General features: G+C 66.8%; 13 protein-coding genes and 2 riboswitches. Of the genes, 2 read left to right on the plus strand and 11 right to left on the minus strand.

Translation table 11 applies throughout. The features are described 5' to 3' along the window. Entirely contained in the window at nucleotides 1-2,358 is a 2,358-nt protein-coding gene (locus tag IVA92_RS12505) for a TonB-dependent receptor (RefSeq protein ID WP_247278176.1), read from the minus strand. A 116-nt stretch (nucleotides 2,359-2,474) separates the two neighbouring features. Continuing rightward, nucleotides 2,475-2,677, minus strand: a riboswitch (cobalamin riboswitch). 72 nt (nucleotides 2,678-2,749) lie between these two features. Here IVA92_RS12505 and IVA92_RS12510 point away from each other — a divergent pair. Further along, entirely contained in the window at nucleotides 2,750-3,322 is a 573-nt protein-coding gene (locus IVA92_RS12510; RefSeq protein ID WP_247278177.1) for a histidine phosphatase family protein, read from the plus strand. A gap of 6 nt (nucleotides 3,323-3,328) precedes the next feature. Here the strand turns inward: IVA92_RS12510 and cobT are convergent, their stop codons facing one another. The 8 genes from cobT to cbiE all read right to left on the minus strand — a co-directional run bounded on the left by cobT (nucleotide 3,329) and on the right by cbiE (nucleotide 10,530). Further along, complete coding sequence (gene cobT, locus IVA92_RS12515; RefSeq protein WP_247278178.1) at nucleotides 3,329-4,381, minus strand: nicotinate-nucleotide--dimethylbenzimidazole phosphoribosyltransferase; 1,053 nt, start codon at nucleotides 4,379-4,381, stop codon at nucleotides 3,329-3,331. Nucleotides 4,382-4,391: 10 nt separating this feature from the next. Beyond that, on the minus strand, nucleotides 4,392-5,141 hold the full coding sequence (gene cobF / locus IVA92_RS12520) for a precorrin-6A synthase (deacetylating) (RefSeq protein ID WP_247278179.1): 750 nt from the start codon (nucleotides 5,139-5,141) through the stop codon (nucleotides 4,392-4,394). Between the two features lie 45 nt (nucleotides 5,142-5,186). Then, a complete protein-coding gene (locus IVA92_RS12525; RefSeq protein ID WP_247278180.1) occupies nucleotides 5,187-5,864 on the minus strand; it encodes an energy-coupling factor ABC transporter permease in 678 nt (225 codons plus the stop codon). A 36-nt stretch (nucleotides 5,865-5,900) separates the two neighbouring features. Continuing rightward, nucleotides 5,901-6,121, minus strand: a riboswitch (cobalamin riboswitch). 45 nt (nucleotides 6,122-6,166) lie between these two features. After that, on the minus strand, nucleotides 6,167-6,898 hold the full coding sequence (gene cobA / locus IVA92_RS12530; RefSeq protein WP_247278181.1) for a uroporphyrinogen-III C-methyltransferase: 732 nt from the start codon (nucleotides 6,896-6,898) through the stop codon (nucleotides 6,167-6,169). After that, complete coding sequence (locus IVA92_RS12535; protein WP_247278182.1) at nucleotides 6,895-8,205, minus strand: cobyrinate a,c-diamide synthase; 1,311 nt, start codon at nucleotides 8,203-8,205, stop codon at nucleotides 6,895-6,897. Before IVA92_RS12535 ends, cobA begins: the two co-directional genes overlap by 4 nt. Continuing rightward, nucleotides 8,205-8,987 carry a precorrin-4 C(11)-methyltransferase gene (gene cobM, locus IVA92_RS12540; protein WP_247278183.1) on the minus strand — a complete coding sequence of 261 codons (783 nt, stop codon included), beginning with the start codon at nucleotides 8,985-8,987 and terminating at the stop codon, nucleotides 8,205-8,207. Before cobM ends, IVA92_RS12535 begins: the two co-directional genes overlap by 1 nt. Next, nucleotides 8,984-9,352: a cobalamin biosynthesis protein gene (locus IVA92_RS12545; RefSeq protein WP_247278184.1), complete on the minus strand. Its 369-nt coding sequence runs from the start codon at nucleotides 9,350-9,352 to the stop codon at nucleotides 8,984-8,986. The genes cobM and IVA92_RS12545 overlap by 4 nt, the downstream gene beginning before the upstream one ends. Next, nucleotides 9,349-10,530 carry a precorrin-6y C5,15-methyltransferase (decarboxylating) subunit CbiE gene (cbiE, locus tag IVA92_RS12550; protein WP_247278185.1) on the minus strand — a complete coding sequence of 394 codons (1,182 nt, stop codon included), beginning with the start codon at nucleotides 10,528-10,530 and terminating at the stop codon, nucleotides 9,349-9,351. Before cbiE ends, IVA92_RS12545 begins: the two co-directional genes overlap by 4 nt. Here cbiE and IVA92_RS12555 point away from each other — a divergent pair. Then, a complete protein-coding gene (locus IVA92_RS12555; RefSeq protein ID WP_247278186.1) occupies nucleotides 10,529-11,275 on the plus strand; it encodes a cobalt-precorrin-6A reductase in 747 nt (248 codons plus the stop codon). The two genes, cbiE and IVA92_RS12555, sit on opposite strands and share 2 nt — an antisense overlap. On the opposite strand, the gene cobJ is transcribed toward IVA92_RS12555, so the two are convergent. Together cobJ and IVA92_RS12565 are read right to left on the minus strand one after the other, a co-directional pair. Next, nucleotides 11,251-11,985 carry a precorrin-3B C(17)-methyltransferase gene (gene cobJ, locus IVA92_RS12560; protein WP_247278187.1) on the minus strand — a complete coding sequence of 245 codons (735 nt, stop codon included), beginning with the start codon at nucleotides 11,983-11,985 and terminating at the stop codon, nucleotides 11,251-11,253. The genes IVA92_RS12555 and cobJ overlap by 25 nt on opposite strands. Next, a complete protein-coding gene (locus IVA92_RS12565; RefSeq protein ID WP_247278188.1) occupies nucleotides 11,982-12,713 on the minus strand; it encodes a precorrin-2 C(20)-methyltransferase in 732 nt (243 codons plus the stop codon). The genes cobJ and IVA92_RS12565 overlap by 4 nt, the downstream gene beginning before the upstream one ends. Between the last annotated feature and the right edge of the window lies 1 nt (nucleotide 12,714).

Consider the following 12,714-nt stretch of genomic DNA (forward strand, 5'->3'; position numbering starts at 1 on the left):
TCACCATTTGAACGCCGCGGAGATTTCGTAGGTCCGCGGCGCGCCGAGCAGGATTTGGTCGGGGTAGAACGGATCGCCCCAGATCGCATACCGCTTGTCGGTTATATTGCGCACACGGAAGGTCAGGCGAGCCTGGTCGACCGCATTGAACACCGTCTTGGGAATGTCGACGAAGGCATAGACGTCGGCCACAGTGTAGGCCTTCATCGTCACCACGTTGGCATCGGTGTTGTAACGGTCGCCGACGTGACGGCCGGTGATGCCGAGCTCCACCGGCCAGGGCGTGAAGAAGCGATACGAAGCGCCGGCGTTGGCCACGATGCGCGGCACGTTCGGCGGCGTGTTGCCGGAGAATGAGCCGCCGGCAAAATTGTAGTCGGCATAGCGCGCATCGACAAAGGCGATGTTGCCCCAGAGACGCAGGGGCTCGATCGGGCGCACGGACGCCGCGAGTTCCACGCCCTTCGACTCCTGCCGTCCGGCGATATTCAACTGCATGCCGCCGGCCGCGGCGTAGACGTTCTTGCGCACAATGTCGTAGGCGGAAAAAGACCACTCCGCCCTGTTGTCCCAGAACAGATGCTTGACGCCGGTCTCATAAGTGCGCGCGGTCGTCAGTTCGAGCGGCTGGGTCGGCCCGAGCAGAAAGATGTTGTTGGCGGAGATATCAGCGCCGGTGGCGTACTGGCTGAAGAAGGTCAGGCCGGGCACGGCCTCCCAGGTGTAGCCGATGCGACCGGTGACCGGCGCCCAGTCTTTCGTGAACGGAAAGCCAGCCTTCTCCAGGCCGTTCTTATCGGTCGAGTTGCGGTCGAGCCCGATATGCTCGACGCGCAGGCCGCCGACCAGTGCGAAGGTACGTGTCAGCTTCAGCCGGTCCTCGAACGACAGCGCCTCATTGTCGATGCGCGCGGTTTGCTGCTGGATCGTGAGCGGGCCGTAAAAGCCGCGGTCGGGATTGACCAGCGAAACGGAATCGCCTGGGAAGTTTGCCGCACCCGGCCTGACGAAGTCGAGATAGCTTGACGACAACGTCGTGACCAGCCGGTTGTCGAAGCCTGCAATGTTCGTGTCCCAGATCAGGTCGGTGATGTTGCCCACCAGCCGCTGGCTGTGCGCGACATAGAAGCGTTCACGATCGACCATGTTCGTCGTGGAATTGAACGCCTCGATCTCGTTGTTGAACCAGGTCCGTTCTGCACCGTAGCCATATGCCTGGCTCTTCAGCGTCAGGTCCGGCGCGAGCTTCAGCTCGAAGCCACCGCGCAGCCACACCTCCTGGGCGGCGTTGCGATTGTCGAGGACGTTGTAATTGGTGTTGAAGGTGCGGTCGTCAATGGTGACGGCGCCGAGATTGCTTCCGTTGTAGTTGGAGACGTAATTGCCGGAGACGATCCCCGTCGTCGCGTGCGAGCCGCTGAAGGCGATCGGCACCAGCGGCGCGCCCCAATAGGCTTTGGAGCGGTCCTCCCTGTATTCGATTGCGCCCCAGATCTTGAGACTGTCCGAGATGCGGTAATTGAGCTGGCCGGACGTGCCGAACGTCTTGACGTTGGTGTCGTCGGCAAAGCCGTTGAGGGTGGAACGGCTGATGTCGACGCGATAGTCCAGGCCCTGCACGTTGGTGCTGCCACCCGAGCCATAGTGGACGCGGAACGAGTTCAGGGAATCCCAAGAGAAATCAGCCTCGTTCCGGACCGGTCCTGTATGCGGCTGCTTGGTGACGAAGTTGATGGCGCCGCCGGCAGCGCCCTCGCCTGAAATCAGCGAGGCCGGACCTTTCAGGAATTCAACGGCCTCCAGATTGGCGGTGTCTACGATCCGCGAGGTCATGTTCTGCGGACCGATCTTGATGCCGTTGTAGAGCGTGTTGATCTGGCTGTTGGTGAAGCCGCGCATGGAGAAGGCTGAAGGTTCAGCCGGATTGTCGCCGGAGGTGACGCCGACCGCGCCCTGCGCCACTTCGGAGACAGTGCGATAGCTCTGCTCGCGCATCGTCTCGGCCGAGATGACTTCGGCGGTCGCCGGCGTTTCACGCACGGTGAGGCCGAGCCGCGAGGCGCTTTCAGCCACAGCATTGCTGTTGAGCGGCGTTGGTGCCGCGGCGGCCGGCACGACAGGCTTGGGCGCTGCGGATGCAGTCGCTGGCCTGCGCGCCGTTGCACGGCGTGTGCCCTGCGCCTCCCGGCCCGCCGGCTTGGCCTGCTTGCGGGATTGGGCGGGCGACACCTCGACCGGCGGCAGCGACTCGCGGACCTGCTGCGCCCGGGCGGCAGATACATCGACGGCGGCCAGTGACGTAAGCGCCGCGGAGGCAAGCAGGAAGCGGTGCGGTCGTACAAAAAGGAGACAAGACACGGTTTTCGAAACCTCGGTATGACGTCAGTGGCACGTCACAGCGAACGAGGTCTCACCTTTGGCCTGTCAGCCCTTCGATGAAGCCGAATGTCTGTACTCCCCGACCGACATCTTCGCGTGTGACCACGGCTGACGGCAGGTCTCCTGGCTCGCGGGTCGTGACCGCTTCGTCGCCTTCCCGGGACCGAGGACCCAGTGGCTTCTGACGAAGGATTCACCGCTTACAGTTGCGGGGGCAGCCGCGGCATTGGGGACGAATTCCCCGCACCGCATTCCCTTTTCATCCCCTCTCGGGGAAACCGTCGCCAGCATCTAGGATTACGATCAAGACGGAGTCAATGTGCAAGCTGCGGCGTTATTGCCACAGCAACCAACTTCCTTGGAGACGAGCATGGAAGGCGAGACCTTCCTCTGGCTGATACGGCATGCGCCGGTCGATGGCGTCACAGGGACGATCCATGCCGCCGATGCCCCGGCCGATCTTCGCGATCGCGCGCAGCTAGAGGCACTGCGGCAGTCTCTGCCGAGAGGCGCGGCGAGCCATGCGAGCCCAGCGCGGCGCACGATCGAGACCGCGCATGCGCTGGGACTCGCGCCCGAGCTGATCCCCGAATTCGGGGAACAGGATTTCGGCGCATGGACCGGCCGTCGGCATGACGAGATCGGCGCGGCCGGGGACGAGGCCTATGCGCAATTCTGGAGCGATCCGGCGCGCGGACGTCCGCCGGGCGGCGAGAGCTTTGCGGATCAGGTCGCGCGCGTCCGGCTTGGGCTCTCGCGGATCGGCGCGGGCTCCGCAACGCTCGTCGTGCATTCCGGCACGATCCGCGCCGCGCTGTGCATCGCGCTGGATCTGACGCCGCACGCCGCCTTGCGCTTCGTGATCGATCCGCTGTCGCTCACCCGGATCGACCGGCTCGCCACTGGGTGGCGCGTCGTCTCCGTCAATCAGCGGATGGCCTGAGCCCGATCAGGCCGGGCGATCCGGCACATTGGCTTGCGCAAAAGTCGCCATCCCGTTGTGGAGCGCGCAAGCCGACCGCACCAGCGGCAACGCGATCGCAGCGCCGGAGCCCTCACCGAGCCGGAGATCGAGGCTGATCAGCGGCTGCACGTTCAGCGCACGCAGCACCAGCCGATGCCCCTGCTCCGCCGATTGATGCGACGGCAGCAGGAACGGCCGGCACGATGGGTTGATCTGCACCGCCACCAGCGCCGCGACCGACACGATGAATCCGTCGATCAATACGGGAAGGCGGCGTTGCGCCGCCGCGATGATAGCGCCGCAGATCGCCGCGATCTCGAGACCGCCGACGGCACACAAGATGTGTTCGGGCGAAGCCCCCGCAATACCGTGGCGCGCAATCGCGGCATCGATCACCCGCGCCTTGTGCGCGCGGCCGGCCGCGTCGATTCCGGTGCCGCTGCCCGCGATTTCCTCGGCGCTGATGCCGAGCAGACTCGCCGCAATGGCCGCCGAGACCGTGGTGTTGCCAATGCCCATCTCGCCGAAGATCACCAGATCAGGCCGGCCGACTTCCGCGCGCGCAACCGCGCGCTGGCCGGCCGCGAAGGCGAATGCCAGTTCCGCCGGCTCAAGTGCAGCTTCCTCGCTGAAATCGCGCGTGCCGCTCCGCGGCTTGTCGGTGACGACGCCCGCCATCTGTTCCTGCGCCAGCGTGCCGGCGTCGACCACCTCCAGGCTGGAGCCAAGCTCACGCGCCAGCACTGAGATCGCGGCGCCACCGGACGCAAAATTCGCCATCATTGCGATGGTCACAGCTTGAGGATAGGCCGACACACCCTGCGCAACGATGCCGTGATCGCCGGCGAAGACGATGATCGGCACGCGCGCGGCGCGAGGAGATTCCGTCGCTTGCAGGCCCGCAAGCTCGATCGCCAGTTGCTCAAGCCGGCCGAGCGCGCCGGTCGGTTTTGTCAACTGCGTCTGCCGCGCGATCGCTGCCTCGCGGTGCATCGCGGAGATTTCGGGACACTCTTGGTAGACCCATTCGGGGAGCATGCAGCCTCGCTTAACGCGTGCGCTTGAGAATGTAGCTGTCCATGATCCAGCCATGCCGCTCGCGCGCTTCCTGCCGAAGTGCGACGATGCGCGGGCCGACTTCGGCCAACGCGCCGGACATGACGATCTGGTTGGGCATGCCGAGATAGGCACCCCACCAGATCTGCAGACTTTCCGGAGCGAGCGACTCGAACGCCGTGCCGCCGTCGAGCATCACCGCGATGGTATCGACTCCTTGTGGCCAGCCGCCTTCGCGCAAGCGCCGCCCCGTCGTGACCAGGAATGGCTCACCGATGTCGTTGAGCGGCAGCGCATGCGCGGCGCACAGCGCCTGGATCGAAGTAATGCCGGGCACGACCTCGATCGTCGGTAACGGATCGAGCCGCCGCGCAATGCGGAGCGAGGAATCGTACAGCGAAGGATCGCCCCAGATCAGCAGCGCGACCTTGCCCTCGCCGTCGAGATGATTTGCGATGGTTTGCGACCAGGTTGCCGCCACCGCATCGTGCCAATCGTCCACGCCCTTTTGGTAGTCCGCCTCAGTCGTGTCCCGCACTGGCAAGTCGAACTCGGCGATGCGCGTGCTCGCGCTGGTGAGCACGTCCGCGCAGATCGTCCGCCTGAGATCCGCCAGATCGGATTTCGCCGGCCCCTTGCGCGGGATCAGGACGATGTCGGCAGCGTTGATGGCACGGGCCGCGGCGCGCGTGAGCTGCCCGGGATCGCCGCAACCGATGCCTATCAGGGAAAGCGTGAGCATCGCGAGCGCGAAGGGCGGCCGCACCGGCCGCCCTTCGCTTGTCTCTCAAGCGCCGTTATGCAGGCGCGGCGTGACGAGGCCGGGCGCAGTGACACCGCGCAGCGACTTCGCCAGCGCCAGCACCGCGAGATCGGCGAGCGGTTCGATCACGATGACCAGCGCATAGGATGCCGCAAACGCCGCGATGTTGGCGAGGTTGGTCGCGCCGAAGCCGGAGCCATAGAGCGCCCAGAACGCCACCCAGGCGACGATGCCGGACTGATAGGCGGTCGAGAGCGCCAGCGCCTGACGGTATTGCAGATCGACGTAAGCCGTGTTGCGCGGAATGATCCGCGTGGCCAACGCCTGAATCGCGAACAGCGGCACCAGGAGCGTGGTGATGTTCATGCCGTATTGCGGCAGGTCGGTCGGCACGAAGAAGACGCCCTGGAGCAGCAGGCCGAACGCAAGGCCGAAGGCGGCGGGCGCAGCACCGAACAGCAGGAACAGCGTCGAGCCGAGGATGAAGTGCACCTCGGAGACGCCGACGGGGAAGTGCGGCAGCACCTGGAAGAAGCTGAAGACGAGGCCGGTGGTGGCGAGCGTGCGCGTCGCGAACGAGCCGATGCCCTGCTCGCGCACGGTGTCGACCGCGAGCTTCAAGGCAACGCCGCCTGCGGCGATGCCGGTTGCGTAACTCAACACGAGCTTGGCGCCCGTCACGATTCCGGGTTCGATATGCATGGCTCAGATCCTTCCTGCCGTCACACCCGACGGCCTTGGCCTCAAAACGTGCAGGGCCGGTCTCCTGGCTCGCGGTTCACTGGGGTTCTCCGGCCTTCCCGAGCCTTGCGGCCCAGTGGCTGATCGGAGCCCCTCACCGCTTACAGTCGCGGGGGCGGCTGGGGATTTGGGCGCCGCAACTGGGTCCGCCCGCCCCCATTCCCGATTATGCTCCGGCGCTTTGCGCCGCGTCGAGCACCATGCCTCTCCTGTGTGCCCCTTTCGCGAGCCGGGCGTCAAGGGGCGAACGGCGGCCGCGGCCATCATGACAGATCGTCTCCTGCCAGCGCCCCGAACAGGATGACGGCGGCGGTGGAAGCGGCGCCGCCGCGCGCAAGCTGCTCGGCAAGCTCGACAATGGTGGTGCGGACCAGCCGCTCGTCGGAACGGCCAAGAGATTCCGCAAACAGCGCCGGCGTATTTGCGGCCAGGCCATGCTCGATCAATTTTGCGGCAAGGGCCGGAAAGGTGCGCCGGCCCATATAAACCACGGTGGTTGCCTCCGGATCTGCCAGCGCCACCCAATTCAGGTTTTGCGGCAGTTCGCCGGTGACGTCAGCCCCGGTCACGAACTGCACCCGCCGCGAGGTGTGGCGCCGGGTCAGGGGGATGCCGGCTTGCGCGGCGGCGACGCAGGCGGATGTGACGCCGGGAATGATCTCGTAGCCGATGCCGGCCTCGCGCAGCGTCTCGAGCTCCTCCTCGAGCCGGCCGAAAATGCCGGCGTCGCCAGACTTCAGCCGCACCACGCGCGCGCCAGTTGCGGCGTAGTCAACCAAAAGGCGGTTGACGTGGTGCTGCTTGGTGGAGGGCCGCCCTGCCCGTTTGCCCACCGCGACGAGATTGGCGCCGGGACGGGCGAGATCGAGGATCGCGCCGGAGGCAAGATCATCATAGAGCACGACGTCGGCCTCGCGCAGCCGTGCAGTCCCCTTCACCGTGAGGAGTTCTGGGTCGCCGGGGCCGGCGGAGACGAAACTGACAAAACCGCTCACCGGTCCTCCGCAATCAGATGGAAGAACGTGCCGGTGGCTTGGCCCCGCCGCGAGCCGGTCTCGGCAATGACCGCGCCGGTTGCATCGTGGACCACGGCCAGCGGCGTGTCGGGCTGGGCGATGATCGTCGAATAATGGAACTCGTGGCCGCGCAGGCGTGCGCCTGCCCGGTGCCCCGGCATCGGCGTGTCCAGTTCGGCGAGACGATAGCCCAGATGCATGCGGCGCTTGGCAAAGCTGGTCTCCAGGCCGAGCAGCCCCGCCATCTCATGGCGCACGCCATCGGCATCGGTCAAAGCAGTTCCTAGCACCATATAGCCTCCGCATTCGCCGTGGACCGGCCGTGTCTCGGCGAAGGACCGCACGCCGCTGCGAAAGCGTGCGTTGGCCGCGATCTTGCCGGCATGAAGCTCGGGATAGCCGCCGGGCAGCCAGCAGACATCGGCGCTCGCGTCGGGCGATTCGTCGGCCAGCGGCGAGAACGGCACGATCTCGGCGCCGGCCGCGCGCCAGGCCTCCAGCATGTGCGGATAGACGAAGGAGAACGCCGCATCGCGGGCGAGCGCAATGCGCTGCCCGGGCGGCGTGACGTTCAAATCATTGCTCGCTGCCTGCGGCGACCAATTGGCGGCCGCCCGCAGCACCGCATCGAGATCGACATGCTCGGCAACGAAGCGCGCGGCCTCGTCGATCAGCTTGCCGATCCCGGTCTGCTCCTCGGCCTGCACCAGGCCGAGATGCCGCTTTGGCAGGCTAATCTCGGCATGGCGTGGCAATACGCCGAACACGGCGATGCCGGCGTCTCTCAGCGCGCGACGCACGAGATCTTCGTGGCGTGGGCTGGCGACACGATTGAGCACGACGCCGGCAAGGCGCACGCCAGGGCGGTAGTCGCGAAGGCCCGCGGCAATCGCTGCCGCGGTCTGCGCTTGGCCAGAGGGATCGATCACCAGCAGCACGGGCCAGCCCAGCATCTCGGCGATGTCTGCGGTGGCGCCGGTGCCGGAGACGCCGCGCGCGGCGACGCCGTCGAACAGGCCCATCGAGCCCTCCGCGAGCACGACGTCGGCATCCGCGCCGCGGCTGACGAGATGCGCGATCGCCCCGCGATCCATTGCCCAGCTATCGATATTGACGGAGGCCCGTCCCGTCGCCGCAGCGTGAAAGGCGGGATCGATATAGTCGGGCCCGCTCTTGAAGCACTGCACGTTCAAGCCGCGATTGCGCCAAGCGCGGGCGAGCGCCAGCGTCAGCGTGGTCTTGCCGACGCCTGAGGCCGGTGCGGAGATGACGAGACCTGCCGCCATCAGGGCGCCTCCGGGAAGCGGGGCTCGGCGCCAACCGGCCGATAGCGGCGATCATAGTCGGCGGCATAGAGGCGGCTCTCGTCAAAATCCGTGGCATTCAGCGTCCTGCCGACCAGGACCAGCCCGGTGCGCTCCATCTCGCTGCCTACAGCCGCATCGAGCGTTGCCAGTGTGGCGCGCACGATGCGCTGGTCCGGCCAGCTCGCGCGCCAGACGATCGCGACCGGGCAGTCTGCGCCGTAATGCGGCGTCAGCTCGGCGATGAGCTTGTCGAGCAGGTGGATCGACAGGTGGATCGCGAGCACCGCGCCGGTCGCGGCGAATGCGGCAAGCTTCTCGCCCTCGGGCATGGCGCTGGCCCGGCCCGGCGTGCGCGTCAGCACCACGGTCTGGGCAAGGCCCGGTAGCGTCAGCTCGGCCTCCAGCGCAGCGGCAGCAGCCGAGAAGGACGGCACGCCCGGCGTGACCGAATAGGGGATGCCGAGCGCGCGCAGGCGGCGGAGCTGCTCGCCCATCGCCGACCAGATCGAGAGATCGCCGGAATGCAGACGGGCGACGTCTTTGCCGCCCGCATGCGCGGCGGCGATCTCGGCGATGATCTCGTCGAGCGACAGCGGCGCGGTGTTGACGATCCGCGCGCCCGGCGGGCAATGCGCCAGCACACCCTCCGGCACAAGCGAGCCGGCATAGAGACACAGCGGAGAGGCGGCGATCAGGTCGCGGCCGCGCAACGTCAGCAAATCGGGCGCGCCCGGGCCGGCCCCGATGAAATGCACGGTCATAAGCCGTCTCCTTCCGCAATCGCGGCGGTCGCGGTGCGATCCTGCGAGACAACGCGTGTCGCAATCAGCCGCGCGCGAGGGCCGGCCACTGCGAGCGCCGCGGCTTCGGCAACCGATCCCGTGCCGAACTTTTCCGCGATGAACTCCGATTGCGTCGGCGTGTCGATGCCCGCGAGCATGTGCACCGGAACCGCCTTGATCGGCACGCCGCATTCACGCGCGAGCTGCTTCAGCGCTTCGGCCTCGGCCTTGTCGCTGACGGTCGCCACTGCCGCAAGGCCTTCGGGACCGCCGGCCGCCAGCAGCGCCTCGCGCAGTGAAGCCAGCGTCACGTCGTTCTTGAATCCGAGCCCGGCAACTTTCATCGGACCACACTCCATTGCACCACCGGCCGCGCCGCTTCCCAGGAGCGGTAGCGACCGAGTGGACTTGCATGCGCGATCTCGACGCGCATCAGCTCGCCGCCGTGGCGCTGATGCAGCTCGCCGAGCAGCGCCTCTGTCTCCAGCGTCACCGCATGCGCGACGAGCCGCGCCCCAGGCGCCAGCCGCGACCAGATGGCGTCAAACATCGCGCCATCGAGGCCGCCGCCGACGAAGACAGCGTCCGGCGCGTCCAGCGCTGTCACAGCATCGGGTGCTTCGCCCGCGATGACCTTGATCCGATGCTCCAGTCCGAACGCGGCCGCGTTGCTGCGGATGTTGGCAGCCCGATCATCACGCGCCTCAATGGCCACCGCCGTTCCGCCGCACAGCGCCCACTCGATCGAGATCGAGCCCGAACCGGCGCCGATGTCCCACAGCGTCCTGCCGGGACACGGCGCCAGCGCCGAGAGCGCAAAGGCGCGCATCGGCCGCTTGGTGATCTGGCCGTCGTGAGCGAAGAGATCGTCCGGCAGGCCCGAACCGCGAGACAGCCCCTGCCCTCCCTTCGTCTCCAGCGCAACCGCAGTGAGATTTCCGGACGAAGCGCGCGTAAAGCTCTCAGCGCGATACTCTCTGACGCTTTCATTCGGCCCGCCAAGCGCGGCGAGAGTCCAGAATGCGGAAGGGCCCCAGCCGCGCTCGGTCAGCCAGTTCGCGAGATCGCCGGCCGCTTTGCCATTACGCACGAGACAGATGATCCGCGCCCCGCGCGCCAGATGCTGCACGAGACGTTCGAATGGCGCAGCGTGAAGTCCAAGACAGATCACGGATTCCAGACGCCAGCCGAGCCGCGCAGCGACGAGCGAGAACGTCGACGGCGCGGAGTGCGCAATCCACTCGCCAGCCTGCAGCTTGTCGGCAAGACTTGCGCCGGCGCCATGCCAGAACGGATCGCCTGAGGCGAGCACCACCGTCGGCCGGCCGCGGCAGCTCAGCACGATATCTGCATCGAACGGCACCGGCCACGGACGGCCGCGGCTGCCAACTTGCGCAAGCGCGAGATGGCGCTCGCCGCCGAAGACGGTTTCTGCCTTGGCAAGCGCCTTTCGGCTTGCTTCGGACAGCCCGGCAAGGCCATCTTCGCCGATACCGATGATGGTCAGCCAGGGATCAGCCATGATGCGCGCCCTCGTTCTGGGCGGAACAGCCGATGCGAGCCTGCTGGCTGCGGCGATCGCGCGCGCGGGCATCAAGGCCGTCTATTCCTATGGCGGTCGCACCCGCGCGCCTGCCGATCAGCCGCTGCCGACCCGCATCGGCGGCTTCGGCGGCGTGGGCAGGCTTGCCGAATACCTTCGTCATGAAGGCATCACGCATGTGGTCGACGCGACCCACCCATTCGCGGCGGAGATGAGCCGCAATGCGGTCGAAGCCTGCGCGGAGACGGGCACGCCATTGATTGCGCTGGAGCGAGCGCCCTGGACCAAAGCGCCTGGCGACAACTGGATCGAGGTCGTCGACGTCAACGCCGCCGTCGCAACGCTGCCCGAAAGGCCGGCCAAAGTGTTCCTCGCCATCGGCCGCCAACACATCGCGCCATTTACGATGACGCCGCAGCATCGCTACACGCTGCGTTTCGTCGATCCCCCCGAAACAACCCTGCCCTTTCCGGCCCACGTGATCGTGTCGCGCGGGCCGTTCACGCTTCATAGCGAGCTGGAGATGATGCGGGAGCGCGGGATCACTTGGATCGTTGCCCGTAATTCCGGCGGAGACGGTGCGCGCGCCAAGATCGATGCGGCCCGCATGCTCGGCCTGCCCGTGATCATGATCTCGCGACCAAACCTGCCCGAGCGGTTGCGGGTGGAGAGCGTTTCCGAGGTCATGCAGTGGCTCGGTCATCGGACCTGCCTCGGCGCATAGACCCAGCGGCCGACGCGGCGGGTCTGCGAATTGCCCACGATCACCAGCGTGCGCATGTCGGCCATCTCGGGTGTCGCTTCGTTCAGAGCGACGGTCTCGATCTTTTCATCGGGCGCGCTGATCGAGCGGGCAAAGATCATCAGGCGCTCGCCGCAACCGGACTCCTTCAGCACCGCAAGCGCGCGGCCAAATCCCTCCGCGCGGCTCGCCGAACGCGGATTGTACATCGCAATGACAAAATCGGCCTCCGCCGCAAGCCGCAGGCGCTTCTCGATCACCGCCCAGGGCTTCAGATTGTCGGAGAGATTGATCGCACAGAAATCATGGCCGAGCGGCGCGCCGGCGCGGGCAGCCGCCGCCAGCATGGCGGTGATGCCGGGCAGCACGCGAATAGGCAGCTCCCGCCATTGCGGTGCCTGCTCGAGCGCCTCGAACACGGCAGAGGCCATCGCGAACACACCGGGATCACCGGAGGAGACGACGACCACCTGGCCGCCTTCCGAGGCAAGCCGCAAGGCTTCGCTTGCGCGCTGCAGCTCTTCGCGATTGTCCGACGGGTGCAGTGCAAGCCCCGGTCGCGGCGGGACGCGGGCGACATAAGGCGCATAGCCGAGAATGTCGGTCGCGGCCGCGAGCGCGGCGGAGACTTCCGGCGTCACCAGCGCGTCGCTGCCAGGGCCGAGCCCTGCGATAGTCAGCGTGCCCGTCATTCGGCGGCGTCCAGGTGCCGGCCCTTGCCGTGCACCAGCACGATCGCGAAATAGGGACAATCGGCGGCATCGACCTCGGCGAGCCGCGCGATGCGCTCGCCGGGCATGGTGCCGCGCTCGACCAGCCAGGCATCGTCCAGCCGTCCGGCGGATGCAAGCGCGCGGCGCACCTTTGCAAGATTGCGGCCGGTCTTCATGATGATGAGTGCATCGGAATTGCGCATGCGCCGCTCGAGTTCGTCTTCGCCAAGCGTCCCCATCAGCACCGTCGTCACATCGTCGCCGAGCGCAATCGGCTGTCCCACGCCGTTCCAGCAGCCGACCATGCCGGGAATGCCCGCGATCACCTCGATCTCGACGCGGCCTTGCAGGCGCGTATGCAGATGCATGAAAGAGCCGTAGAAGTAGGGATCACCCTCGCAGAGCACGACGACGTCGACCGCGCGCGAAAGCCGCGCCAGGCGCTCGGCCCATTCGTCATAGAAGCCGGCGAGCAGATGGACATAGCCGGGGCTGTCGAAGGCGATCTCGGTCGTAACGGGATATTCCATGGGGTATTCGGTGATGTCGGCAGCAAGCATGCCCTCGACGATGCGGCGCGCCTGACCCGGCCTTCCCTTCTTGCGGAAATAGGCGACGTGCCTGGCACCGCGCACCATGCGGTCGGCGCGCACGCTCATCAAATCGGGATCGCCGGGGCCGAGACCGCAGCAGATGATGCGTCCCATG

Origin of the sequence: Bradyrhizobium sp. 154, assembly GCF_023073875.1 — a bacterium.
Classification (GTDB): domain Bacteria; phylum Pseudomonadota; class Alphaproteobacteria; order Rhizobiales; family Xanthobacteraceae; genus Bradyrhizobium.